Raw genomic sequence first — 24,650 nt, forward strand, 5'->3', positions numbered from 1 at the left:
TTAACTACAAAAGTGATTTTAAGTTAGGTGTTTTTGTTTTTACTGATCAAGACCATATTGTCTTCTTGATGGTCTTGATCAGCTATCTCTTTTATGTCGTCTAGGCTACTTAGGCTTTCTTGTTTTTCAACGACCTTGTCAGAAGGGTTGGTGATCCCCATAAATTTTCCGCCTGGTTCGATACTCAAGTTGTCACTGTAAACCGTGCCACTGACTCGGCCACAGCTTAAAATTTCAATATAGGTTGCGTGGCAGATGCCTTCAAAATTGCCATTAATGATCAGGCGTTCTGTAGTTATTTCCCCTTGAACATTACCTGATGTACTAATTTTAATTTGATTTTTGGCTTCAATCTGGCCTTCGACGTTACCGTCTATTTGTAAGTGGTTTGCGACACTTATGTGCCCGTTAATTGTGCAGCCTTCTGCGATGAGAGTTGTAGTTGCTGACTGACTCTTAACTCTATTTTGCCCACCAAAGATTCCCATCGTATGCCCCTTACACTTTCAAAAATAGTATCAAAGTTATCAACATCCCAAACTATGAAGGGCTTGGGATCTAGCGCTCGTCCAATGAAGCGTATTTCATAATGTAAGTGCGGTCCTGAGGTTAATCCACTGTTGCCTGAATAACCGATCAAATCGCCTTTTCTGATAAAATCGCCCTTGTTAACAGCAAATTTACTCATGTGTGAGTAAGAACTGGAAAATCCGTATCCATGTAATAAACGCAAGAAGTTCCCTGAGCCTTCGTTACTGGGTCTGGTTACTTCTACTGTTCCGTCCGCTGGCGCATAAATAGGCGTTCCTGTATTTACCGCGAAGTCTTGGCCACGGTGAATCCTTATTGTGCCAAGCACTGGGTGTTGTCTTGAACCATAACCTGACGAGGTTCTGGCATCTTTTACTGGTGGTCCGCTTGGTATTTGCGTCAGCATGGCAATTCGCAATGATGAGTTCATTGCGGCCGTATCTAGTCTTGATTCAAGTTCAACATTTTCTTGATCATCCATGCCAAGAACTTTCTCTAAATCATTTAGCCGATCAGAGACTCCCTGAATACGTTCTTCTCGTTCCGATAGATCTGCTTCCAAACTTAGTTTTAATGCAGTAAGCGAGGATATTTCTTTGGTCAAAGAGGAAGATTTATTTTCCAGTTCGAGTAATTTAAGTTTTGAATATTCTGCATCGTTAACTAAGTAGTAAATGATTCCTGCAGTAAGCAAGATCGCAAGGAAAATAATGTAACTGAAAAATTTGAATGTATGACGTGTCCGTTTTCCGAAACTAAAGTGTTTTGTTCCATCAACTGAAGAAATGGATACCGTTATATTGTCTTTCATCGTTTTACTTTTTTACCAACATCATAATTCATAGCTTAGATATACAGCAAAGCGCCTATCTTTGTAAACTTTTGTATGCATAAGTGCACTTTTTATGCATGTGTTTTCAGGTTATCGTAAAGGGGGGAGATTGCTTTAGGTAGAAAGCTCTACCTAAAGCGGATCTTCTATAAAAACATACAACAAGGCGTAACTTTAACGGTTTGCCTTGCGAACGTAATTCAGAATTGAGATTGGAACGACTTTTCTCACAGGGAAACCGTCAATCTCTTTGCGGTCAATGATGTGCTTTAGTCGGCTCTCTATGGCGCAAAGGTTTTTAAAGTCACCCATGGCAACGAAAGAAATAGCTTCGCCAGATGCGCCAGCACGACCTGTTCGGCCAATGCGGTGGATGTATTCTTCTGGTTTGAACGGCAAGTCGTAATTGATCACACGGCTTAATTCACCGATATCCAGACCACGAGCAGCAACGCCTGTTGCGACTAGGTATTTTAGTTCGCCAGATTTGAATTGCGCCAAAATCTTTTCACGCATGGCTTGGCTTCTATCACCGTGAATACAATCAGCGACTATGCCACGTTTTGCTAATTGATCGACGAGCTTAGCGGCACCGTGTTTTTTCTCGATAAAGATAAGTGCCTGATCCCATTTTTGCTCGTTAATCAAATGACTTAATAGGGCTGACTTGGTGTCTTTATCGACAGTGATTAGCCACTGTTTGATATTTTTTGCCGCGCGTACGTTAGGAGAAATTGAGATTTCAGCCGCTAGGTCAGTCATCTTACTGTCTGAAAAATCATAGGCAAGGGCGCGAACATCGTCTGTCATTGTTGCTGAGAACAATAAGTTCTGACGGTTTTCAGGTAAGCGTTCCATGATCTTGTTGATATCGCCAACAAAACCCATGTCGACCATTCTGTCTGCTTCGTCCAACACCATGACTTTCAGTTCATCAAAGTGCAGCGCACGCTGATGAGCCAAATCGAGCAATCTGCCTGGAGTGGCGACCAGAATATCAACGCCTTCAATTAAACGCTCTTTTTGAGCTTCGGTATCCACACCACCATACACGGCCATAGAGGTCAGCTTGGTGTGTTTAGCGTATTGAGCCACACTTGCTTCAACCTGAACCGCTAACTCACGAGTAGGCACGAGAATCAGTACACGGATGCGTTTGCCGCGAAGTGTTCCTGCTTTAGTGAATCGTTCTAGCAATGGCAGGACAAAAGCAGCGGTTTTACCTGTTCCTGTTTGTGCTGTGGCGATTAAGTCTTTACCTGAAAGGATGATGGGAATCGCTTGTTTCTGGACTGGAGTGGGGGTTTTGTAACCCAGTTCAGTAATAGCTTGAACAAGAGGACTGGATAATCCTAGTTTTGCAAATGGCATAAGGTGCTCTGACAGATTGTCGTAAGGTGTGTCGAAAAGAAAAGATGGTGCAGTATAACGTAAAAGTCGTCGTTGGTTGTTTGAAAGTTGTAATTAGCCTGATTGTTATGGATGACGACTAATTTCGTTAGGGTAAATACAAGCATTACAAACAAATTAGGTGTGCTTTTTTATAGTGCGTTTCAATTTTGATGATCTTATTTAGTTCATTTTTGAGTGTTCTCTCTTTAGTTATTTCTACAATATTATTAAATAATTTATGCAAAACAAGAATATATAATTGTTGGCACAGTATCTGCTTTTACTGAAGTGTTCGTACCCTTGGAAAGTCGGACATCACAATTTAGATTACCAATAGAGAGCTAGGGTTCCGATTTCGATTTGGTCGAAGTGACTGGTCCGAGAGCTTTCGACCTTGACAGTTTCAGGGTTACACGGCGGGACAAAAGCCCGGGAGACCACATGGCGATATTGCCAAGGGTACTCCGTGTGTAATTAAACAAACTGAAAAGGTAACTTCAATGAAATACTCCGCAAAAAAAGTAACCGTTTTACTGTTTACGCTTCTCCTGTCTGCAAACACCTTTGCTGCCGATAAATTTAAAGTGTGTTGGTCTATCTATGTGGGTTGGATGCCTTGGGCCTACGCTGCACAAGAAGATATTGTCAAAAAATGGGGTGATAAATACGGCATCGATATCGATGTAGTGCAAATCAACGATTACGTCGAATCTATCAACCAATACACCGCAGGCCAGTTTGATGCCTGTGCTATGACCAATATGGATGCGCTAACGATTCCCGCTGCTGGCGGTGTTGATAGTACGGCATTAATTGTTGGTGATTTCTCAAACGGTAATGACGCCGTTATCTTAAAAGACAAAAAGAAGTTAGCCGATATTAAAGGCCAAGATGTCAACTTGGTTGAATTGAGTGTGTCTCATTACTTGCTCGCTCGAGCATTGGATTCTGTTGGTATGAGCGAAGCGGATGTCAATGTTATCAATACCTCTGATGCCGACATGGTGTCTATATATGGTACAAGTGACGTGACATCAGTAGTGACGTGGAATCCATTGTTAAGTGAAATCACCTCTATGCCGAATTCAAACAAGGTGTTTGATTCTTCACAAATCCCAGGTGAAATCATCGATATGCTCGTTGCTAATACGGATACGCTGAAGGCAAATCCTAATTTAGGGAAGGCATTAGTCGGTGCTTGGTATGAAGTCATGGCATTGATGAATGGCAATGATCAAGCGGCAATCGATGCTCGTACCGCCATGGCAGAAGCCTCTGAAACGGATTTAGCAGGTTACGACTCTCAACTAGCCAGCACGAAAATGTTTTATACACCACAATCTGCATTGGCTTTGACTAACAGCAAAGAGCTGATTGCAACCATGCAGCATGTTGCACAATTCTCCTTTGATCATGGCTTATTAGGCGATGGCGCACCAGATGCGGGTGCCATTGGTATTGAGACACCAGCAGGTGTGTTTGGTAACCCTGATTACATCAAACTTCGCTTTGACCCAACTTACATGCAAATGGCAGCTGACGGCCAACTGTAACCATCCAAAGTAAACGCTCTGTTTATTAAGGATGTTTAAGTGGAGCGCCATGGGATAAAAGCATGAAAAAACTTATAAATTATAAGCCAAACCGAACCAACACTATCTTACTTGGGCTGCTGCCATTCGCCTTATTAATCATAGTGTACATGGTGAGTTCCGATGCGCGATTAGCCATTAACCCAAATGACAAGCTTCTGCCTGCGTTTAGCCAAATGGGTGAATCCATGTATCGCATGGCGTTTGAGCCAAGCAAGCGTTCGGGGGAATTGCTGTTTTGGCAAGATACCACAAGTAGCTTGATGCGCTTGGGATTGGGCGTGCTTATTGCGGGATTCGTCGGATTGTTTGTTGGTTTATTAACAGGCGCTTTGCCTATTTTTGCTGCGGGCTTTTCGCCTTTACTAACCGTGGTGTCATTGGTGCCGCCACTGGCTTTGCTACCGATATTATTTATTGTTGTTGGCCTTGGTGAAGTATCAAAAATCACCTTGATCGCAATAGGAATAACACCTTTTATCGCTCGAGATATTCAACGTCGTACACAGGAAATTCCAGCAGAACAACTGGTTAAAGCACAAACCTTGGGGGCGAGTACAAGCCAGATTCTGATCCGTGTGGTATTGCCGCAAATTATGCCGAAATTGATTGATGCGATTCGCTTGTCTTTAGGGGCTGGCTGGTTGTTTTTAATCGCGGCGGAAGCCATTGCGTCAACAGATGGTCTTGGGTACAGGATATTTTTGGTGCGCCGTTATTTGTCTATGGATGTGATTTTGCCTTACGTGGCGTGGATTACATTCTTGGCGTTCTTGGTGGATTTCTTACTCAGTAAATTAAACCGTCGACTCTTTCCTTGGAGTTTGGAGGCAAAATCATGAGCAAGACAGCATCAAAAGAAACGATGATTCAAGCCAAAAACATCGGCAAACGCTACGGCCAAGATGTCATTCTTGAACGGGTTAATGTCAATGTCGAAGAGGGTGAGTTTATTACCTTAGTTGGTGCATCTGGTTGCGGCAAAAGTACTTTCTTGAAAATGATTTTGGGCATTGAATCGGCCACAGAAGGCGAATTGCTTCTGGATGGTAAGCCGATTCCGAATGAGCCTGGCTCGGATCGCGGCATTGTGTTTCAGCAATACTCTGTTTTCCCGCACATGACTGTGTTGGAAAACGTCATCGCTGCAAAAGGGTTTCAAAAATCGTCTATTACCGGCTACTTGTTTGGCAAAGAGAAAAAAGCGGCCAAGCAAGAGGCCAGTGAAATGCTAGAACAAGTGGGTCTAGGTCATGCTTTGCACCGCTATCCACACGAATTATCGGGTGGCATGAAGCAGCGTCTTGCCATTGCTCAAGCGGTGATCTGTAAACCACGAATTTTACTGCTGGATGAACCTTTTGGCGCACTGGATCCTGGTATTCGTGCAGATATGCATACCTTGGTGTTGGAATTATGGCGCAAGCACAAGTTGACCATTTTTATGGTCACTCATGACCTGAAAGAAGGTTTCTACCTCGGCACACGTTTATGGGTGTTCGACAAGCTGCGTCATGATCCTCATTCCCCTAATGCTTATGGCGCCTCTATTACCTATGACTTGCCCGTCGGGCATACGGCAACGCCACTTTTTGAAGAAATAGATCAACGTATTCGACCGCTTAATACGGCGGAGCAGCCCATTTCGAGTATGGAATAGAACGCAGAGGAAAAGACATTATGAACAAATACGAAACCATTATTCCAGCCGCGAGCCATTGGTCGCTTCGCGTGCGTCGCGGAATGCAAATGACCCTGACCGATATTGAAGGCGATGCCAATGTTGGTATGGTGTTTTATAACCCAGAAAACCTTTTGGAGCGTTACAACGCGCCCGATACCTTAAAAGGTCAACATACTTTTAAACTGACCAAAGGTCATTGTTTGTACTCCGATATGGGGCGCATATTTGCTTCCATCATTGAAGACACCATTGGTTGGCACGAGACGGTCAGTGGTAATAGTCATGCTTCGCATATCGAGGCGAAATGGGGCAAGCGTGATTATCAAAACGACCGCAATGGTTGGATGCAAAATGGTCACGACGCCATGTTAGTGGAAATGGCTAAATACGGTCTAACTAAAGCCGATATTGCTGCGAATTTAAACTTGTTTAGCCGAGTTGGTACCGATGCTGACGGCAATATGTCGTTAGTGGAAGGCAATAGTCCAGCGGGTTCCAGCGTTACCTTACGCTTTGAAATGGACACCTTAGTAATGCTGCATACTTGTCCGCATCCATTAAACAAAGCAACCAGCTACCCCAAAAAGCCGATTTCTATTCTGTTAGAGAAAGCCACGCCAGTGGCAGAAGACGATTTGTGCAAAATGTCTCGTCCTGAAAATCAACGTGGTTTTGCCAACAACGAACTCTATTACCTTGGTGCCGATATGAGCACAGACACTGGCGCGGAGGCCTAATTATGATTAAAGAAAGTCAATTAACCCCAGAAAGCGCTAACACAACTTACCATATTGATGCAGGTGATTACTTTATTGGCGTCGTGAAAGCTGGCAGCACCTTTCGGATTGTTGATTTAGAAGGCAACCAAGCGGCAGATACCTTGTTTTACAACGCCAATGATCCTGCCGAGCGTTACAGCGCAACGGACACCATTCGCGAACAAGGCAATGTGTATTTAACCGCTGGGTCTGAGATTCGTTCTAATGAAAACAATGTCATGTTGGAAATCGTTGCCGATACCTGTGGTCGTCACGATACCTTGGGCGGCGCTTGCGCGACGGAAAGTAATACTGTGCGTTACGACTTGGAAAAACGCTGTATGCACGCTTGTCGAGATAGTTGGATGTTGGCGATTGCTGAAAACCCAGAGTTTGGTTTATCGAAGCGTGACATTAGTCACAACATCAACTTTTTTATGAATGTGCCTGTTACGGAAGCGGGTGGTTTGACCTTTGAAGACGGTATTTCTGCACCAGGTAAATATGTGGAAATGGTCGCCAAAATGGACATCGTCGTGCTGATTTCAAACTGTCCGCAATTAAATAACCCTTGTAACGGTTATAACCCAACACCAGTCGACATGCTCGTTTGGGATAAATAATAGTATTGCTGAATTTTGCGCCAGTACGAAGTTTATAACAAAGCCTGTATATAAACCGCCGGCCAAAATACATCCCTGTATTTGATGGCCTAGTATGCCCATCCATGGGCATGGCTTGTTTAATACTGGCTTTGTTAATGAAGCTCTCTGTCATAAAGCACTCTGTCACGACCGATAGAGTCGATAATTTTAGTCAGCTCAGTGGACGACCACTGATGTTTATCTCGCTCCGGGACGGCCCGGCGAAGGTTGAACTATGTTTAACAAGGTATTAATTGCCAACCGTGGCGCCATCGCGACACGTATTATTCGCACCCTCAACACAATGAAGATTGGCTCGGTGGCCGTGTATGCCGAATCCGATGCCAAAAGCCTACACGTTAAGCGCGCCGACGAAGCTTTTTCCTTAGGCGAGGGTGGTGCCAGCGACACCTACTTGGATATGGAGAAAATCCTGCGTATAGCCAAACAATCTGGCGCTCAGGCGATTCATCCAGGCTATGGTTTTTTGAGCGAGAACGCGACCTTTGTGCGTCGTTGTGAAGAAGAAGGCATTGCATTTATTGGCCCCACCGCCGAACAGATGGTGGAGTTTGGTCTGAAACACAGAGCACGCGAATTGGCGCAAAAAGCCAATGTGCCATTATCGCCAGGCTCTGAATTGCTTACCGATTTAGAAAGTGCCTGCCAAATTGCCTGCGAGATTGGTTACCCTGTGATGCTAAAAAGCACGGCGGGTGGCGGTGGCATTGGTATGTATTTATGCCACGATGAGAAAGGGCTACGAGACAACTTTGATTCCGTGCGTCGTTTAGGTGCCAATAACTTTGCCGACGATGGCGTTTTTTTAGAGAAATTTATTGCTCGCGCCCGTCATATCGAAGTGCAGATTTTTGCCGATGGTAAAGGCGGCGCATTAGCGCTGGGCGAACGTGATTGTTCCAGCCAACGTCGTAACCAAAAAGTTGTCGAAGAATGTCCTGCGCCAAATTTAACCGACGACGTACGTAAACAACTTCATCAAACCGCCGAATTATTATTGTCGTCTGTTCAGTACCGTAACGCCGGTACGGTAGAGTTTATCTACGATATGGACACAGATAAATTCTATTTCCTTGAAGTAAATACCCGTTTGCAGGTTGAGCATGGCGTTACCGAAATGGTCTATGGTGTGGATTTAGTGGAATGGATGGTGCGCCTTGCCGCTGGTGAAGACCTTGCGCTGGAAGAGAAACGTACTTCGCTTAAAGCGCATGGCCATGCGGTGCAAGTGCGTTTATATGCGGAAGATCCTTATAAAGATTTTCAGCCTTGTGCTGGCTTATTGAGTCAGGTTGCTTGGCCTGTAGAGGAAAAAAATGCTGGCGTTCGTATCGACTCATGGATCGAAACGGGTATTGAGGTATCACCTTATTTTGACCCCATGCTTGCCAAGGTGATTGTTTATCAAGAGGATCGTGACGCTGCATTTGCCAAACTAAAAGCCACGCTAGAGGATTGCAGGTTATATGGCACAGAAACCAACCTTGATTACCTGAAAAACTTGGTGACCGACCCTGTGTTATTACGCGGTGAAGTTAGCACTCGTTACCTCAACGAGTTTGCTTATCAGCCTGCGCGCATTGACGTTTTAAGTGGCGGCACACAAACCACGCTGCAAGATTTTCCTGGTCGTCAGCACCATTGGAATGTGGGCGTACCACCGTCTGGCCCGTTCGATAATTATCATTTCCGCTTAGCAAATCGCTTGCTTAACAATCCTGATTCCGCCGCTGCTATGGAAATTACTCTGCAAGGGCCGAGCTTGAAGTTCAGTTTTGAAACGCGCGTGGTGGTTTGTGGTGCTATGATTGACACGAAGGTCGATGGACAAGTGATTGAGCAAAACCAAGTCGTGACCATCAAAGCGGGTGAGATCTTAACCTTGGGCCGAATCAAAGAACAAGGCGCACGGGCGTATTTGGCCGTAGCGGGTGGCTTTGATTGCCCAGATTATTTGGGCTCAAAATCGACTTTCACCTTAGGGCAATTTGGCGGACACAATGGTCGCGCTATTCAAACAGGCGATGTGCTGCATACTCTTGAATCTCAGGGTTCATTGTTTTCTAACGCTTTACCTGCTGAGTTAGTTCCTGTGCTGGGCAATCAGCATGAATTACGTGTGATTTACGGCCCTCATGGTTTGCCTGATTTCTTTACGGCAGAAGACATAGAAATGTTCTTCGGCACGGACTGGGAAATTCACTATAACTCCAGCCGAACCGGTGTTCGCTTGATTGGCCCAAAACCGAAATGGGCGCGCAACGACGGTGGCGAAGCAGGTTTGCACCCATCTAATATTCACGATAACGCCTATGCCTTTGGTAGTGTAGATTTTACGGGTGACATGCCGGTGATTCTTGGTCCAGATGGTCCGTCTCTTGGTGGCTTTGTTTGTCCTGCGACTGTGATTACCGCGGATCTTTGGAAGCTGGGTCAATTACGTGCTGGCGATAAAATTCGTTTTATTCCTGTGACCTTAGAAGACGCTGTGGCGTTAGAAGCCTCGCAAAATGAAGGCTTGGCTAATCTAGCTGCATTTGAGCGAAACATTGCCTCTTGTGAAGTGCAGACGCCGATTCTGAAAACCCTATCGGCAGATCGTTTTGGCGATGAAATTGTTTATCGTGCTGCGGGCGATCATTTCTTGCTGGTGGAATATGGCGAGCAAATGTTAGATATCCGCTTACGTTTCCGCGCTCATGCTTTAATGCAATGGTTAGAGAAAAACCCATTAAAAGGCATGCGAGAACTCACTCCAGGGATTCGCTCTTTGCAAATTCACTACGACAGCCAGTATTTGAGCTACACCGATTTATTGGACCATTTGGAGTCAGCTGAGCAAGCCTTGAGTAGCCAGCTTGATGAACTGACAGTTCCCTCTAGAACGGTTTATTTGCCACTGTCTTGGGATGATAAGGCCTGCCAAGAAGCCATCGATAAATATGCCCAATCTGTACGCTCGAATGCCCCTTGGTGTCCAAGTAACTTAGAATTTATTCGTCGTATTAACGGCTTAGACAGTATTAACGATGTGAAAGACATACTGTTCAGTGCCAGTTATTTGGTGATGGGCTTGGGGGATGTGTACCTTGGTGCCCCCGTTGCGACCCCAGTTGACCCACGACACCGTTTGGTGACGACTAAATACAATCCTGCGCGTACATGGACAGCGGAAAATTCCGTTGGTATCGGTGGATCTTACTTGTGTGTATATGGCATGGAAGGCCCTGGCGGCTATCAATTTGTCGGTCGTACGTTGCAAATGTGGAATCGCTATCGCCAAACAAGCGCGTTTACCAAGCCTTGGTTGTTGCGCTTCTTTGATCAGATTCGTTTCTATGAAGTGAGCCATGAAGAGTTGGATCAAATCCGTAAAGACTTCCCGCACGATAACTATGGTATTCGCATTGAGGAGAGCACCTTTTCTTTGGCTGACTACCAAAGCTTTATTGATGAAAACCAAAACAACATTGATGAATTCAAGCAAGTGCGTAATCAAGCTTTTGAGGCGGAGTTAGCGCGCTGGCACGCCAATGGACAGTTCCATTTTGATACGGACGAAACCGAAGCCGTCGCCAGCGACATCACTTGGAACGAAGACGCTACCGTCGTCGATAGCCCTGTGTCAGGCAGTGTTTGGCAAACCCAAGTGAAAGAAGGCGATCAAGTACAGGCGGGGCAGCTTCTGGTGATTTTAGAATCCATGAAAATGGAAATTCCTATCTACGCACCCGCCGCAGGCGTGGTATCGGATTTGTTACTAAAAGACGGTAGCCGCGTCAACGCCGGCCAAGCCATTGTTGTTTTGGAAGAATTAGTGGAGAAAGAAGCATGAGCATCAGTATGACGACGAACGATACAAGTGAGAACACATTGGACATGGGATTTAGTGCATTGCGCGAGTCTTATAAAACAGGCGCTGCCACACCAGCCAGTGTGATGGCGGACATTCGTGAGCGCGCGGCTGAGTATGCGGATCACAATATTTGGATTCATTTATTAAGCGAAGTCGAGCAAGCGGTTTGGCTGGACGCGTTAAAAGACAAAGACATGGCGTCCCATCCTTTGTGGGGGATTCCGTTTGCCATTAAAGACAATATCGATTTGGCAGGCATTCCAACCACAGCGGGTTGCGAAGCCTTTGCCTACACGCCAAAAGAATCGTCTCACGTAGTACAACAGCTGATTAATGCTGGCGCGATTCCTGTCGGTAAAACCAATTTGGATCAGTTCGCGACGGGGTTAAATGGTACGCGCTCGCCCATCGGCGCGTGCCATAACTCGTTTAATTACGACTATATCAGTGGTGGTTCCAGTTCTGGTTCAGCGGTTTCTGTGGCGCTTGGCTTGGCTAGTTTCAGCTTAGGGACAGATACGGCCGGTTCCGGTCGTATTCCGGCTTGTTTCAATAACTTGGTTGGCGTGAAGCCGAGCATCGGTTTGTTATCGGCTACGGGGATGTTGCCGGCTTGTCGTAGTTTGGATTGTATGACGATTTTTGCCTACAACACAGACGATGCCAACATCGCCTTAGCAGTGGCTGAAGGTTTTGATGAGAGAGACGGCTACAGCCGTCAGAACCCATTTGATAACCAAGCGCGTCATTATGGTTTACGTACGGGGTCGTTAAAAGTCGGCGTGATTCCAGCTCATCAATTGAAATTCTTCGGTGACGAAAGCTACGAAAAAGCGTATTTGCAAACTTTGGATTTATTGAAAGAACAGGGCTTTGCTTTCCAAGAGATCGACTATGCGCCGTTCGATGAAATCGCCCAACTTTTGTACGAAGGTCCTTGGGTATCCGAGCGTTATATTGCTACTCAGCCATTAATCGATGAGAACCCAGATGCGATTTTCCCTGTGGTACGCGAGATCATCGCACCGGGTGGCAAACCGCCAGCAACATCATTGTTTAAAGCACAATATCGCATTAATGATTTGAAGCAAATTTGCCTAGCGCAAATGGCGCAGGTCGATTGTTTGCTTACGCCAACGGCAGGTCGTCACTTTACCGTGGCAGAAATGCTAGCAGAGCCGGTTAAACGAAATAGTGAGTTGGGTTATTACACCAACTTTATGAACTTGATTGACTTGGCTTCCATCGCCGTACCGACGGTAATGACAGATAACGACATGCCATTTGGTATCACGCTCGTTGGGCCGACTTTTAGTGATCGTATGTTGATGTCGATTGCTAACCGCATTCAGCAAGCGCTTCCAATGAAAAAAGGGGCTTTAGAGGCAATGGCGATGCCGAGCAACACGACACCAGTTGGCAATAATCAAACCATCGATGTCATGGTATGTGGCGCGCATTTAGAAGGTCAGCCGCTGAACAGGCAATTAACAGAACGTGGTGCCACCCTAAAAGCCAAAACCACCACAGCCCCGAATTATCGTATGTACGCACTGGCTGGTGGGCCACCGCTTCGTCCAGGATTGATCCTTGATCAAGACAAGGGCGACGCCATCGAAGTAGAAATCTGGTCCGTACCAACAGCAAACTTCGGTAGCTTCGTTGCAGGCATCCCCGCACCACTCGGCATTGGCAAAATAAAACTCGCCGACGGCAGCCAAGTGGCAGGCTTTATCTGCGAGCCATATGGAATCGAAGGCGCACAAGATATCACCCACCTGAACGGCTGGAGAGCGTATTTGGCATCGTTGAGATAGTCTTATTCAGTGGGGATTGAACGAGAATAAAAAAGCCACTTTTCTAGCGATAGATAAGTGGCTTTTGCTTATAGAAACGGATAAAGAGATGAATTTCTTTGCTCGTTTATAATAGCGGATTAAGCTTCGACAAATGAATATTAAATAACGAGGCTCTTTTTGACATATTCTTAATGATTTTTGCGCTTTTATGTTTGGCTAAAGGGCGTAAAACCATGTATATAAGTGCTTTCACTGTCATGTCTCGAGGGCCAAACCCATCAACTAATACTGGAGTGAAAGTGCCATCTTGATTTTTACGCATTAAGATATTCTGTATTCCGTCATCGTGTAGCAGCACACCATATTTGAATACTTTATCTTTTAAATCAGTTATATAAGACAGAGCTTGTTTTAACGTAATAGTCTGCTCTTCCATATAATCTTCCAGACTTTTTGAAACATTCCCATCATAATCAAGAACGATTTGTGTGACTACGCCTTTTCCAAGGTTAGTGTCTATTGTTCCTGCAAAATTGGTGATGAAGTCTAAGCTTTGCTTGCTGTGTTTTTTGTAGAACACAACTTCGGTTATGTTTCTGTCTTTTTCTGGATTATGATTTATTTTGATACATAACTCTTGATTATTAGGGTGTCTATAAACTGTACGACAGCTCCCTTCAGCAAGGTAGTATTTATCACTTAGATTTATGTCCATATGGCCAGCTATATATTAATCAGAGATCGTTAAAATTATTTATCTCTACCTATTTAAAATAGGTAATGGTGACGCACAGAAAGGACGGGAATATGGTATGAGTGGGGTAAAAACTTCACTGCAAATTTACTGCGTCCATTTGGTAAAGCGCTATGTTTTTTATTGTAACGTAAAGGACTAGTAAGAGTTTGTAATGGACGTAACAGTTCATGTGTTTTCACTTTTCTTTGTTTTAATTCATTTTTTTTTCACCTTTTTCGCTTTATTTTCACTTTTTTATGTTTAATGACTTAGTGAAACGAATATCTCTCATACAAAAAAGAGAAAGAGGCTCTTATGTAATGGCCATCAACAAGGCGTCTTTCTGTGTGATCTAGGTTGATAAAGGTCTGTCAGAGGGGATAATGTCTGGCTTTATTACTATCTAATGTTGCCTGTTATGCGTCTTGATAAGTTTGTTTGTAAAAGTACTGAGTTGACCCGAATGGAAGCAATCCAATGCATTCATTCTGGTGAAGTTTTCGTAAATGGTGAAGTTGCGACAAACGAAGCGACTCAGGTGCATGAAAATAATTTAGTACTCTTGGATGGCGTTAAGCTTAAAACGCGTGATTTTCGCTACATTTTGATGAATAAACCAGCGGGAACGGTTTGCTCCAATATTGATGAGGTCTATCCGTCGCTGTTTAATTATCTAGAGGTTGATAAAGTCTCTGAGCTTCATATTGCTGGGCGTTTGGATGCTGACACAACTGGCTTGGTGCTGATTACCGATGATGGGCGCTGGTCTTTTAATATTACACTGCCAACGAACGATTGCCGTAAAATCTATCGAGTTAAGTTGTCTCAAGCGATTCCAACAGAGCTCAGCCAAGACCTTATCGCTCAGTTCGAAAAAGGCCTGAAACTCCAAGGTGAGCTGGGGTTAACGCGTCCAGCTAAGCTAGAAATTATTACTCCAAAAGAGGTGCTTTTAAGCATCACCGAAGGCAAGTTTCATCAGGTTAAGCGCATGTTTTCAGCTGTTGGCAATAGAGTGGTTGGTTTACATCGAGAGCAGATAGGTAAGGTTTGCTTGGATCTTGATGTTGGACAATGGCGTTATTTATCTAAGAATGAAGTCGAGTCTTTCAATAATAATTAGAATTCATGGAGGTTAGGTTATGACAGCAAAACGCATATTATTTACAGGTGGATCGGGGAAAGCTGGCAAGCATGCGGTGGCTTATCTTCTTGATCAAGGTCATCGAGTGTTGAATGTTGATTTGACGCCACTGGATCATCCTAAGGTCGATAATCTGATCGCCGATATTACCGACTCTGGTCAGATGTTTAACGCTATGAGTTCGTATGCTGGTTTTGATGAGTTAGAGCCTGGTACAGGTGTGCCTACATTTGACGCGGTGGTGCATTTTGCTGCGGTGCCAAGAATCTTGATTAATCCAGATAACGAAACCTTTCGAGTGAATACCATCGGCACTTACAACGTTATTGAAGCGGCTGTAAAACTTGGTATTAAAAAAGTGATTATTGCGTCGTCAGAAACCACTTATGGTATTTGTTTTTCTGATGGACAAACCAATCCTCATTCACTGCCATTAGAAGAAGATTATGATGTCGACCCTATGGATAGCTATGGTTTGTCTAAGGTAGTTAACGAGAAAACAGCACGTAGTTTTCAGCGTCGTTCAGGAATTGATATTTATGCGCTGCGCATAGGTAATGTGATCGAGCCTCATGAATACGCTGAACTGTTTCCACATTATTTTAAACATCCCGAAGTACGTCGTCGGAATGCTTTTTGTTATATCGATGCTCGTGATCTTGGGCAGATTGTGGATTTATGTTTGCAAAAAGACGGTTTAGGTTTTCAAGTGTTTAATGCGGGTAACGACCACAATGGCGCGATTATTCCTACGAAAGAGTTAGCTGAGCGGTTTTTTCCAAGTGTGCCGCTTACCCGAGAAATGGGTGAGTATGAAGCCTTGTTTTCGAATCGTAAAATCCGTGACGTGCTGGGTTTTAAAGAACAACATAATTGGCGAAATTATGTTCAAGCACCAAGTGAGTAGTTTTTATCATTAATAAAAAATGGCTTCTGTTTCCAGAAGCCATTTTTTTGGGCTTTGAGTCGTTTTCGCTTTGCTTTATAAAATAGGTTTATGCAAAGCGTTTTTCTAGGTAGCTGATGATCTCGGAGGATTCGTACATCCACTGGACTTTGCCATCTTGCTCAATACGCAAGCATGGCACTTTTACTTTACCGCCACCTTCAAGCAATTCTGTACGGTGTTTTGACCCTTCAGGCGCGTTACGCTTTTCGATGGGAAGATTAAGCTTATACATTGCTCTGCGAGTTTTTGTGCAAAATGGGCAGGCTGCGAATTGATAAAGTGAGAAGTTTTTAAGCTCTTGGTTTATCTCTTTTTGTTTCTCTGGTTCACGCTTTTTCTTCGACCCACGGGTAATAAGATCAACCGCTATGATGATGTAGCCTAGTAGGTTACGGATGAGGTTTATCAATATCTTCATGTGGATGCTCGCTTGCTCTTAAAATAGGTGAAGTAGGATAAGTGTTAAATCGCCGCCATTCTAACTGTAAAATGCTAATGTTTTAAGGGTTTGGAGCAATTGATTGCAGATCGTTGCCTTGTTTGTGTCATGATGCTTGAGTTATTTTTTAAAACTATTAATCATTTGGAGTGAATATGAACAATAAAATTATCGGCATCATTTTAGTGATCGCTGGTGCTGCTTTAGCGGTATGGGGCTACAACATATATGATGCAGCTACTTCTCAAGTAACTCGTGCACTAAGTGGTGAGACACCAGTAGAAGCTTGGGTTGGCATGGTTGGTGGTATTGTTTGTGTTTTAGTTGGCCTAACAAGATTGAAGTAAACGCTCATTTTGTAGGGGGTGGTGGGATGCAAAGGGAGGTTGAAGACTTCATGGAAAAAAGAAGCAAAGCGTATTTGGATAGCTTTCTCCATTCTTTACCTCTAGAGGTTGCCGAAAAATACACGTCTTTTAGTGCAGATTATTATTGTTCCGACGAGTTCAATGCCAATGTTTGCGCTGATTTAATTGTGCGAGGTGAAAAGCAAGCCTCGTGCAGTATGAAATATTGGTATAGCCATGAAGGTGAAGTCATACCTGAGGTTGGTCACTTGCAAGTTGTGACTGACTGGGACGGCAAGCCTGTGTGTATCATAGAAACAACTTCCGTCACAGAATGCCGATATTGTGATGTTAGCGAAGAGTTTGCTGCTGCAGAAGGCGAGGGCGATAAATCTTTAGCTTGGTGGCGTGAAGCGCACTGGGCATTTTTCTCTGCCGAATGCGAGGAGTTAGATATTGAACCAGCAGAAGATATGCTGCTGGTGCTAGAGCGTTTTAAGGTTGTCTATCAATAGAGGTTATCTACTTTTTTACGCTTTGTTCTGGGTCAATCCCAGTTGATTTCAGGAAGAGATTCAAAGCTTGGGCGAGCGAAATAGTAACCTTGAAACAGATGAATGCCCATGTCTTGCAGTGCATGATATTCGGCTTTTGTCTCGACACCTTCTGCGACGACTATCATATTAAGTTCGTTAAATAGGTTGACTAAGTTTCGTACGATAATTTGACGCTTTTTGTCTTGATCGATGTTCTTGATGAGCGCCATGTCGATTTTGGTGATGTCTGTCTTAAGGTCGGCAAGTTGGTTTAAACCGTTGAATCCTGAGCCAAAGTCATCCGTGGCGGTTAAAAAGCCTTGTTGCTGATAATGCTGAATGATGGATTCTAAATGTTTGCTGTCGGTGATTTGTTCATTTTCAGTGAATTCGAAAATGATCTTTTCTTTTGGAAATTGGTATTTTTCTGCGGCGTTTAGCGTCGTTCGAATACAAAGTTCTGGCTTGTAAACTGCGTTGGGTAAGAAGTTAATGCTGAGAAAGCAGTGTTTGTGGATTTCTAGTTCTGCTGCAAGTTTGATTGCTTTCACTCGACAACTTTGGTCAAAACGATAGCGATTAGTTTTATTGACGTTTTGAAAAACCTGAAATGCACTTTCTTGATTTAAGCCACGAACAAGTGCTTCTTGCGCAAAAATAGTTTTGGTTTGGCTATTAATAATCGGCTGAAACGCCATAGTGAAGTCGAAGCCTAAGTCACATCCAGTTGAGCATTCTGTGCAGCCTAGCTTTCGGAAGTCCTTCTGTTTCATATCGCGATTCTCTTGTTTGATGCTTATATATAGGGGGTAGTTTGATGCATTTTAGGCATACAGTTCCCTATCACAATGATTTTTATAGAATATTAAACAATAGAGCTTTCATTGGTAATTTACCAGTGCTGAACTATTTCTTTTAAATATTTGCTTTCATGTAGTTTTTATTTCATTTTTTGTTGAAGGATGCCATTAAAGCATCTAGATACGATGAGTTTTAATAGGTGATTTTCATGAAGATTTTGATGTTCCTCGGTACTGTTAGAAACAGCACACCACCACGTCCAGCTCGTTTAGGTGAAAGAGTGGCTAAAGCCTGCTTAGCATCTTTTTCATCTCAGTATGGCGGTCATGAAATAGAGCTGGTTGATGCTTTAGAGTTTCCACTTGAACCTATTTTCAAACCTCATTTTTCCTATTCGAAGAGTCAGGTTCCACCGCAATTAGATGAGTTGGCCAAGAAAATAGCATCCGCTGATGCTTATATTATGGTGAGCCCAGAATACAATCATTCGATGAGCCCTGCGTTAGCGAACTTGCTGAATCATTTTGGTAGTTCTTTGTTTTCTTACAAGCCCTGTGCCATTGTGACGTATTCCGCAGGACAATGGGGTGGTATGCGAGCGGCAATCGGTATGAGAACCTTTTTGTCTGAATTAGGCTGCTTGCCGGTGTCGTCTATGATTCATGTGCCGAAAGCACAAGATGTCTTTTCAGAAGACGGAGGTTTGCTAGAGAGTGAAGACCAAGCTGAATGGTTTGGTTATTTTGGGCGCACGTTTAATCAGCTAATTTGGTGGGCGCAAGCAGCAGCTGATCACAAAGAGAAGATTAATCCTCAAGATATGATTCGAGCCTTCACTCAAGATCCTTCTCAAAGAAACGCCCCTTAGTTTGTTTTTTGGAAAAAGTTATGTGAGTTAACCCTAAGTTGATGATTAGGGTGATGAATCTTTTGCCTTCCGATGTTTAGAAAGCTATGACTTTGACATTTATTTGTAACCTCACTGAGATAGTGTGTTCTTTCAAAGTGGTCATTTGCATGAATATTCAATGCGAGCCACTTGTCTTGAATTCTAGAATAGGTCTATCTGATGAACACTTTTTTAAGAATGGTTTCAAATCGATGTATCCGGTTAGTGGGTAATCTAGTTAAAGTAGTCTCGCATCCTTTTCATTTTTTGTTGCCTAATTTTCGCTTCACAATACCTGAATTTTCCAAAGCTAAACTGAAAAGCCGCAATGCTTCAGCTATTCCAAAAGTGATCTGGCAGACAAATTATTCAAGTCGCTGCACTTTACCTATTTATATGAATTATCTTTTTAATCGCTTAATGTCTTTAGATTATGATTATCGTTATGTGAGTACAGAAAAGCGTGAGTTATATATGAAAGAGCATGCGCCATTGGATGTCTATCGGGCGTACTTAAAGCTGAACGATGGTGCGGCTCAAGCCGACTTATGGCGGATGGTAAACTTGTATAATAATGGTGGTATTTATATGGATATAGATGCCACACTAGTTTGGCCGATTAGTATGATTCTGAAGGAAAAATATGATGCTCTTTATATTAAGTACAAAAAGAATGATGCCGAATTCACTAATTTTTTCTTAGCGACAATAGCCAAAAATACGCATTATAAAAGTGTTATAGATAAGATTGTCCTCAATATTAATGGATACAAGGGACTGAAAAAGAAAGGCGTCTACAACACTACAGGACCTACTGTATTAAACGAAATATTGGACAACCAAGAGGTTAATTTCCTACGTAGAGGTTATGTTTGTATTCAAGGTGCGTTTACAAATGAGTATTTTCAGTACTTAGATAAGCCAAGAGGGAAGTGGACCCATAAACACGAGGATGAGATAGTTAAATTTAGTTAAACGCTTGGGCTGATGTTGGCTTTTATTTATAGTGCCTTAACTTGGTAAGGCGTTTTATTGTGTATTTCAATATAAGATTGAATAACATAATTTTTGTCATTTTCTTTAACTATGATTTATATCAGTAAAAGATACGACATAAAACCTTAGGATGAAAGAAAACGGTTTATCTTTCCTGATGATTTCTGTAGATACGAAGGATGGCTCCATCACTGAGCAAGGAAAAGCATGAATACTATTTTGTCTGCATTGCCGATTTTATTACTAATTTGGGCGATGACAAAGCGTAATGCTGTGCCTTCACATATTGCTTTGCCCGCCGTGGCGGTTCTGGTTGCTTTTATTCAGCTGGTATTTTTTCAGGCGAATGCTGGTTTGTTACGTGCGAATGTAATTGCTGGTGCTTTGTCCGTATTGACGCCTATTTCCATCGTTGCGGGGGCGATTTTATTAAATCGGGTGATGTTTTTTTCTGGCGCTGAAGTCTTACTTAGTCAGTGGTTAAAAGGCATTAGTGCGAATAAAGTAGCTCAGTTGATGATTATAGGTTGGGCTTTTGCTTTTATGATTGAAGGGGCGTCAGGGTTTGGAACGCCTGCGGCAATTGCTGCCCCTATTTTGATTGGCTTGGGTTTTCCTGCTATTCCGGTGGCGATTTTCACCTTGATTATGAATACGGTTCCTGTGTCTTTTGGTGCGGTGGGTACGCCAATCTGGTTTGGTCTATCAGGCTTGTCATTATCAGAAATGCAGCTTATGGATATCGCCAAGCAAACGGCATTACTCAATAGTCTTGCTGCTTTTTTTGTGCCTTTTATCGCTTTGTCCTTTGTAGTGACATGGGATGCGATTCGTCAAAATACTTTATTTATCTTGCTGAGTATCCTTTCCTGTACGGTTCCTTATGTTGTGTTTGCCCAATGGAATTATGAGTTTCCTTCGTTAATTGGCGGTGCTGTTGGTTTGGGATTAAGTGTTTTATTAGCAAAACAGGGCATAGGATTAAAGAAAACAACAGATACAGAATTGCCAGCTAAGGTGATGGAAGCAAAAACGATCATGAAGGTTTTTCTGCCTTTTGTGTTGTTAATTGCCATTCTAGCTGTTTCGCGTATTCCTCAATTGGGCGTGAAAGCTTTACTGAATGATATGACACCATGGTTAATTTGGCGCTTAGGTGATGCTGATTTTGAGGTAAGTAGGGCTTTGGTATTTAGCATCAACAATATTTTGGGTATGAATGTAAATTGGCAATATAAAAGCCTTTATGTTCCAGCAGTGATTCCTTTTCTTATTGTTTCATTGGTTTGTATCCCTTTGTTTAGTATGTCAAAAGGGCTTGTTTTTGCAGCTTTACGGGACACTGGTCAGCGCTTATTTTTGCCTATGTTGTCCCTAATTGGCGCATTGGTGATGGTTAATTTGATGATGCAAGGTGGAAGCCAAGCTCCAATGTTGTTATTAGCTCAAGCATTTTCAGGATTACTGGGCGATAGTTGGGGTTATGCGGCGGCGCTACTTGGGGCGCTCGGCTCTTTTTTTTCCGGGTCGGCAACCGTGTCAAACTTAACTTTTGGTGGTATTCAATTAGGTATTGCAGAGAAGGTCGGTTTGCCTGTTAGTCTGGTACTTGCTTTGCAATCTGCTGGCGCAGCTATGGGGAATATGGTGTGCATTAATAATATTATTGCCGTATCGACAATCTTGGGTGTGAGCAACAAAGAAGGATTTATTATTAAGCGGACGATTATTCCGCTGTTTGTTTATGCGCTGGTGGCGGCATTGTTTTCTATTGTCAGTTTGAATCTATAGAAAGAGCCAGATGACATTAAGGTCAACTGGCTCTTTTTTGTTTTCAATAAAGAATTAAATCTTCGCTAAATCTGACGTTGGTTGAGCAGAGTAAATGTCTTCATTCAATTCATTTTCGCTTTTCGCAACGAGAGTTGAGACCATCAAGTCACCACATACGTTTACTGTTGTACGAGCCATGTCTAGGATTCGGTCTATACCAGCAATAATAGCGAGGCCTTCAATTGGTAAGCCAACGGTTGTTAACACCAAAGACAGCATGATCATGCCTGCACCCGGAACACCTGCTGTACCTATGGAAGCAAGCGTCGACGTGGCGATAATGACAATGTAGTCCGAAAACTCCAAATCAACACCAAATGCTTGAGCGATAAACAGAGCGCAAACACCTTGATAAAGCGCAGTGCCATCCATGTTTATTGTTGCGCCTAAGGGTAATACAAAACTAGAAATACCTTTTGATACACCTAGTTCTTCTCGAGCCGCTTTAATACTTGCAGGTAATGTACCAGAGCTACTAGTAGTGGTGAAGGCTACGGCGGCAGGGTTGGCAATGCCTTTTAGATAAGGCAATGGATTGAGGTGTCCTAATACACTAATCAAACCGCTATAAAAAATAACCACGTGAATGATGCTGCCAAGATAAACAACTGCAACGACTTTTATGAGCGGTAGTAGAATTTCCAGACCATATTTTCCAGCCACCCAAGCCATCAAACCGAATACGCCATAAGGTGCTAGTTTCATAACTAGGCCGGTTAGTGTGTACATAGCTTCTGCAAGACTTTCAAATACAGCTATGGCTGGTTTTCCTTTCTCGCCAGACAGTGTTAACGCAATACCTAAACCCAGTGCAAATACTATGATTTGTAGAATATTGCCTGCAGCGAGCGCATCAACAGGATTGGTTGGGATCATGTTTAGTAGTGTTTGAACCAATGTCGGAGCTTCTTTTGTCGCTTGAGAAACTGCAGAAGCGTCCATATTCAAACTAGCGCCAGGGCTAAATATCGTTCCTAAACCTAGGCCGATAGTGATAGCTACGGCGGTTGTTCCTAAATACAGTACGATGGATTTTAATCCTACTCGACCCATTTTTCGAGTGTCTTGCATGGAGGTAACGCCAACAACTAAGGAGCAAAATACCAAGGGTACAATGAGCATTTTAATGGCTTTAATAAACAAGGTACCAAGCGGTTTTAGTATTTCTGCATCTGGTCCCATGATGGAGCCCGCTATGATTCCGAGAACCATACCAATTAAGATTTTTTGCCAAAGTGGCATTTTGCCCCAGAAGCTTGTTTTTTTCGTTGTTTGAGAGTCTGTCATCTTAATGCCTTTTTATTTGTTATTTGTCAGGGTGATTAACGCTTAATACGTCGAGTTTGAGGGCGAATCATATTGGTGGGTTTAAGTACCTCGCTGATATCGTCTTCAGTCATGAGTTGCTCGTCACGAATTAAGTCTAAAACTCCACGTCCTGTGGCAAGCGCTGTCTTAGCGATACGGCTAGCGTTGTCGTAGCCGATATAGGGAACAACGGCGGTGATCACGCCGATGCTTTGATCAACAAGCTGCTGGCAGTGCTCTTTGTTCGCTGTGATACCGATGACACAACGGGTTGTTAGCATGTCCATGGCTTGTTTCAACATGCGCATAGATTCCAGTACGTTATAGGCGATAAGGGGTTCCATCGCATTTAGCTGAAGTTGACCTGCTTCTGCTGCCATAGTAATGGCCATATCGTTGCCGATAACTTGATATGCCACTTGGCTGACGGCTTCTGGAATCACTGGGTTAATTTTACCTGGCATGATGGAGCTGCCAGGTTGTTGTGGCGGAAGGTTTATTTCGTTAAGTCCGCAGCGAGGTCCCATGCTTAAGAGGCGTAAATCGTTGGATATTTTCGAGAGTTTGATAGCAAGACGTTTGAGCATGGAGGAGAACAAAACGAATGCGCCCATATCAGAGCTGGCTTCAACTAAATCGTATGCAGGAACGAGTTGGAAGCCACAGATGTTAGACAGGTTTTTGACTGCCATCGCAGCGTATTCTGGGTCGGTATTGATTCCCGTACCGATGGCTGTGCCACCTAGGTTCACTTCTTTCAGTAGTTCTGATAAACCAGCAATACGATCGATATCTTCTGTCAGGGTCGAAGCAAAAGATTGAAACTCTTGACCCAAAGTCATTGGCACTGCGTCTTGTAACTGGGTGCGTCCCATTTTGATGATGTCGGCAAATTCTACTGACTTTGCTTTGAACGCATCACGCAATGAGGCGAGCGCTGTTACTAAATCACCGTGTTTGAGCAAAATGGCCAAACGAACGGCAGTCGGGTAAGCGTCGTTGGTCGATTGCGACATGTTGACATGATTGTTTGGATGAAGGTGTTGGTACTGGCCTTTTTCATAACCAAGCTTTTCAAGCGCGATGTTGGCAATGACTTCGTTGGCATTCATGTTAGTTGATGTGCCGGCGCCACCTTGGATCATATCGACAATAAATTGATCGTGAAAATGCCCTTGTTGAATGTCTGTAACGGCGTCAACAATAGCGTGATAACGATCATCGTCTAAAAAGCCTAGGTTTCGGTTCGCACCAGCGCAGGCCGATTTCACCATACTGATGGCAATAACAAGCTCTGGAAAGTGGTGAAGGGGGATGCCGCTGAGATCAAAATTCAAACAAGCGCGTTGTGTTTGAATGCCATAGTAAGCGTTGGCAGGGACATCACTGTCGCCAAGCAAGTCGTGTTCGGAGCGAACGGCTTCGATGGTGTTTTCTATCATGGTGCTCTCGTTTATTGTTGTTTTGTATGTGATTTTGCAATAAATAAGAGCAACCATTGTGCCAATTGACTGTAGAGTATTTAACTTATTGATTTAATTGTAATTAAATTCTGTATCGTCA

At 43.5% G+C, this 24,650-nt stretch carries 22 protein-coding genes and 1 riboswitch; of the genes, 14 read left to right on the forward strand and 8 right to left on the reverse strand.

The genetic code is table 11. The annotated features are described in order from the left end of the window. Positions 1-23 precede the first annotated feature (23 nt). The 3 genes from CYL31_RS09040 to CYL31_RS09050 form a co-directional block, all read right to left on the reverse strand. A complete protein-coding gene (locus CYL31_RS09040) occupies positions 24-488 on the reverse strand; it encodes a bactofilin family protein (protein WP_212918580.1) in 465 nt (154 codons plus the stop codon). Continuing rightward, the gene (locus CYL31_RS09045) at positions 398-1,225 is read right to left on the reverse strand and encodes a M23 family metallopeptidase (RefSeq protein WP_249411745.1); all 828 of its coding nucleotides are present in this window, start codon (positions 1,223-1,225) and stop codon (positions 398-400) included. Before CYL31_RS09045 ends, CYL31_RS09040 begins: the two co-directional genes overlap by 91 nt. A 312-nt stretch (positions 1,226-1,537) precedes the next feature. After that, positions 1,538-2,734 carry a DEAD/DEAH box helicase gene (locus CYL31_RS09050; RefSeq protein WP_212918582.1) on the reverse strand — a complete coding sequence of 399 codons (1,197 nt, stop codon included), beginning with the start codon at positions 2,732-2,734 and terminating at the stop codon, positions 1,538-1,540. A 351-nt stretch (positions 2,735-3,085) separates the two neighbouring features. Next, positions 3,086-3,193, forward strand: a riboswitch (guanidine-I (ykkC/yxkD leader). 62 nt (positions 3,194-3,255) lie between these two features. Here CYL31_RS09050 and CYL31_RS09055 point away from each other — a divergent pair. From CYL31_RS09055 to atzF, 7 genes are all read left to right on the forward strand, one after another. Continuing rightward, positions 3,256-4,308 (forward strand): putative urea ABC transporter substrate-binding protein, encoded by a 1,053-nt coding sequence (locus CYL31_RS09055; RefSeq protein WP_212918583.1) that lies wholly within the window; start codon positions 3,256-3,258, stop codon positions 4,306-4,308. A 62-nt stretch (positions 4,309-4,370) separates the two neighbouring features. Further along, positions 4,371-5,189: an ABC transporter permease gene (locus tag CYL31_RS09060; RefSeq protein ID WP_212918584.1), complete on the forward strand. Its 819-nt coding sequence runs from the start codon at positions 4,371-4,373 to the stop codon at positions 5,187-5,189. Beyond that, positions 5,186-6,007 carry an ABC transporter ATP-binding protein gene (locus CYL31_RS09065; RefSeq protein WP_212918585.1) on the forward strand — a complete coding sequence of 274 codons (822 nt, stop codon included), beginning with the start codon at positions 5,186-5,188 and terminating at the stop codon, positions 6,005-6,007. Before CYL31_RS09060 ends, CYL31_RS09065 begins: the two co-directional genes overlap by 4 nt. Before the next feature lie 20 nt (positions 6,008-6,027). Then, positions 6,028-6,768, forward strand: a complete 741-nt coding sequence (locus tag CYL31_RS09070) for an urea amidolyase associated protein UAAP1 (RefSeq protein WP_212918586.1) — start codon at positions 6,028-6,030, stop codon at positions 6,766-6,768. A gap of 2 nt (positions 6,769-6,770) precedes the next feature. Further along, positions 6,771-7,412, forward strand: a complete 642-nt coding sequence (locus CYL31_RS09075) for an urea amidolyase associated protein UAAP2 (protein WP_212918587.1) — start codon at positions 6,771-6,773, stop codon at positions 7,410-7,412. Between the two features lie 256 nt (positions 7,413-7,668). Next, a complete protein-coding gene (gene uca / locus CYL31_RS09080; protein ID WP_212918588.1) occupies positions 7,669-11,289 on the forward strand; it encodes an urea carboxylase in 3,621 nt (1,206 codons plus the stop codon). After that, positions 11,286-13,127 (forward strand): allophanate hydrolase, encoded by a 1,842-nt coding sequence (atzF, locus tag CYL31_RS09085; protein ID WP_249411746.1) that lies wholly within the window; start codon positions 11,286-11,288, stop codon positions 13,125-13,127. The genes uca and atzF overlap by 4 nt, the downstream gene beginning before the upstream one ends. 106 nt (positions 13,128-13,233) lie before the next feature. Here atzF and CYL31_RS09090 read toward each other — a convergent pair whose 3' ends face one another. After that, positions 13,234-13,824 carry a YrbL family protein gene (locus tag CYL31_RS09090; RefSeq protein ID WP_212918589.1) on the reverse strand — a complete coding sequence of 197 codons (591 nt, stop codon included), beginning with the start codon at positions 13,822-13,824 and terminating at the stop codon, positions 13,234-13,236. A gap of 439 nt (positions 13,825-14,263) precedes the next feature. On the opposite strand from CYL31_RS09090, the gene CYL31_RS09095 reads away from it, so the two are divergent. Together CYL31_RS09095 and CYL31_RS09100 are read left to right on the forward strand one after the other, a co-directional pair. Further along, the gene (locus CYL31_RS09095; RefSeq protein ID WP_212918590.1) at positions 14,264-14,968 is read left to right on the forward strand and encodes a pseudouridine synthase; all 705 of its coding nucleotides are present in this window, start codon (positions 14,264-14,266) and stop codon (positions 14,966-14,968) included. A gap of 19 nt (positions 14,969-14,987) precedes the next feature. Beyond that, positions 14,988-15,896, forward strand: a complete 909-nt coding sequence (locus CYL31_RS09100) for an NAD-dependent epimerase/dehydratase family protein (protein ID WP_212918591.1) — start codon at positions 14,988-14,990, stop codon at positions 15,894-15,896. A gap of 88 nt (positions 15,897-15,984) precedes the next feature. On the opposite strand, the gene CYL31_RS09105 is transcribed toward CYL31_RS09100, so the two are convergent. Beyond that, positions 15,985-16,356, reverse strand: coding sequence for a glutathione S-transferase N-terminal domain-containing protein (locus CYL31_RS09105; RefSeq protein ID WP_212918592.1), 372 nt, complete (start codon positions 16,354-16,356; stop codon positions 15,985-15,987). A gap of 176 nt (positions 16,357-16,532) precedes the next feature. Here CYL31_RS09105 and CYL31_RS09110 point away from each other — a divergent pair, with 176 nt between their 5' ends. Beyond that, on the forward strand, positions 16,533-16,724 hold the full coding sequence (locus CYL31_RS09110) for a DUF3185 family protein (RefSeq protein ID WP_212918593.1): 192 nt from the start codon (positions 16,533-16,535) through the stop codon (positions 16,722-16,724). Between the two features lie 26 nt (positions 16,725-16,750). Next, positions 16,751-17,239, forward strand: coding sequence for an ASCH domain-containing protein (locus CYL31_RS09115; RefSeq protein WP_212918594.1), 489 nt, complete (start codon positions 16,751-16,753; stop codon positions 17,237-17,239). A 32-nt stretch (positions 17,240-17,271) separates the two neighbouring features. Here CYL31_RS09115 and CYL31_RS09120 read toward each other — a convergent pair whose 3' ends face one another. Continuing rightward, on the reverse strand, positions 17,272-18,033 hold the full coding sequence (locus tag CYL31_RS09120; RefSeq protein WP_212918595.1) for an EAL domain-containing protein: 762 nt from the start codon (positions 18,031-18,033) through the stop codon (positions 17,272-17,274). A 236-nt stretch (positions 18,034-18,269) separates the two neighbouring features. On the opposite strand from CYL31_RS09120, the gene CYL31_RS09125 reads away from it, so the two are divergent. The 3 genes from CYL31_RS09125 (at position 18,270) to CYL31_RS09135 (ending at position 21,737) form a co-directional block, all read left to right on the forward strand. Further along, entirely contained in the window at positions 18,270-18,929 is a 660-nt protein-coding gene (locus CYL31_RS09125; RefSeq protein WP_212918596.1) for an NADPH-dependent FMN reductase, read from the forward strand. A gap of 201 nt (positions 18,930-19,130) precedes the next feature. Then, complete coding sequence (locus tag CYL31_RS09130) at positions 19,131-19,925, forward strand: glycosyltransferase family 32 protein (protein WP_212918597.1); 795 nt, start codon at positions 19,131-19,133, stop codon at positions 19,923-19,925. Between the two features lie 228 nt (positions 19,926-20,153). Next, positions 20,154-21,737 (forward strand): L-lactate permease, encoded by a 1,584-nt coding sequence (locus tag CYL31_RS09135; protein WP_212918598.1) that lies wholly within the window; start codon positions 20,154-20,156, stop codon positions 21,735-21,737. A 54-nt stretch (positions 21,738-21,791) separates the two neighbouring features. On the opposite strand, the gene CYL31_RS09140 is transcribed toward CYL31_RS09135, so the two are convergent. Both CYL31_RS09140 and CYL31_RS09145 read right to left on the reverse strand, forming a co-directional pair. After that, entirely contained in the window at positions 21,792-23,066 is a 1,275-nt protein-coding gene (locus CYL31_RS09140; RefSeq protein ID WP_212918599.1) for a dicarboxylate/amino acid:cation symporter, read from the reverse strand. A 35-nt stretch (positions 23,067-23,101) separates the two neighbouring features. Continuing rightward, entirely contained in the window at positions 23,102-24,529 is a 1,428-nt protein-coding gene (locus tag CYL31_RS09145) for an aspartate ammonia-lyase (RefSeq protein WP_212918600.1), read from the reverse strand. Between the last annotated feature and the right edge of the window lie 121 nt (positions 24,530-24,650).

The sequence above is a fragment of the Marinomonas sp. A3A genome (assembly GCF_018336955.1).
Classification (GTDB): Bacteria; Pseudomonadota; Gammaproteobacteria; order Pseudomonadales; family Marinomonadaceae; genus Marinomonas; species Marinomonas lutimaris.

What these genes read in the sequence shown, in the direction of transcription:
- CYL31_RS09110 (WP_212918593.1), top strand. Translation starts at nt 16,533, where the DNA reads ATGAACAATAAAATTATCGGCATCATTTTAGTGATCGCTGGTGCTGCT.
- CYL31_RS09105 (WP_212918592.1), bottom strand. Translation starts at nt 16,356, where the DNA reads ATGAAGATATTGATAAACCTCATCCGTAACCTACTAGGCTACATCATC.
- CYL31_RS09075 (WP_212918587.1), top strand. Translation starts at nt 6,771, where the DNA reads ATGATTAAAGAAAGTCAATTAACCCCAGAAAGCGCTAACACAACTTAC.
- atzF (WP_249411746.1), top strand. Translation starts at nt 11,286, where the DNA reads ATGAGCATCAGTATGACGACGAACGATACAAGTGAGAACACATTGGAC.
- CYL31_RS09055 (WP_212918583.1), top strand. Translation starts at nt 3,256, where the DNA reads ATGAAATACTCCGCAAAAAAAGTAACCGTTTTACTGTTTACGCTTCTC.
- CYL31_RS09145 (WP_212918600.1), bottom strand. Translation starts at nt 24,529, where the DNA reads ATGATAGAAAACACCATCGAAGCCGTTCGCTCCGAACACGACTTGCTT.
- uca (WP_212918588.1), top strand. Translation starts at nt 7,669, where the DNA reads ATGTTTAACAAGGTATTAATTGCCAACCGTGGCGCCATCGCGACACGT.
- CYL31_RS09060 (WP_212918584.1), top strand. Translation starts at nt 4,371, where the DNA reads ATGAAAAAACTTATAAATTATAAGCCAAACCGAACCAACACTATCTTA.
- CYL31_RS09090 (WP_212918589.1), bottom strand. Translation starts at nt 13,824, where the DNA reads ATGGACATAAATCTAAGTGATAAATACTACCTTGCTGAAGGGAGCTGT.
- CYL31_RS09115 (WP_212918594.1), top strand. Translation starts at nt 16,751, where the DNA reads ATGCAAAGGGAGGTTGAAGACTTCATGGAAAAAAGAAGCAAAGCGTAT.
- CYL31_RS09040 (WP_212918580.1), bottom strand. Translation starts at nt 488, where the DNA reads ATGGGAATCTTTGGTGGGCAAAATAGAGTTAAGAGTCAGTCAGCAACT.
- CYL31_RS09130 (WP_212918597.1), top strand. Translation starts at nt 19,131, where the DNA reads ATGAACACTTTTTTAAGAATGGTTTCAAATCGATGTATCCGGTTAGTG.
- CYL31_RS09065 (WP_212918585.1), top strand. Translation starts at nt 5,186, where the DNA reads ATGAGCAAGACAGCATCAAAAGAAACGATGATTCAAGCCAAAAACATC.
- CYL31_RS09095 (WP_212918590.1), top strand. Translation starts at nt 14,264, where the DNA reads ATGCGTCTTGATAAGTTTGTTTGTAAAAGTACTGAGTTGACCCGAATG.
- CYL31_RS09120 (WP_212918595.1), bottom strand. Translation starts at nt 18,033, where the DNA reads ATGAAACAGAAGGACTTCCGAAAGCTAGGCTGCACAGAATGCTCAACT.
- CYL31_RS09050 (WP_212918582.1), bottom strand. Translation starts at nt 2,734, where the DNA reads ATGCCATTTGCAAAACTAGGATTATCCAGTCCTCTTGTTCAAGCTATT.
- CYL31_RS09070 (WP_212918586.1), top strand. Translation starts at nt 6,028, where the DNA reads ATGAACAAATACGAAACCATTATTCCAGCCGCGAGCCATTGGTCGCTT.
- CYL31_RS09125 (WP_212918596.1), top strand. Translation starts at nt 18,270, where the DNA reads ATGAAGATTTTGATGTTCCTCGGTACTGTTAGAAACAGCACACCACCA.
- CYL31_RS09140 (WP_212918599.1), bottom strand. Translation starts at nt 23,066, where the DNA reads ATGACAGACTCTCAAACAACGAAAAAAACAAGCTTCTGGGGCAAAATG.
- CYL31_RS09100 (WP_212918591.1), top strand. Translation starts at nt 14,988, where the DNA reads ATGACAGCAAAACGCATATTATTTACAGGTGGATCGGGGAAAGCTGGC.
- CYL31_RS09135 (WP_212918598.1), top strand. Translation starts at nt 20,154, where the DNA reads ATGAATACTATTTTGTCTGCATTGCCGATTTTATTACTAATTTGGGCG.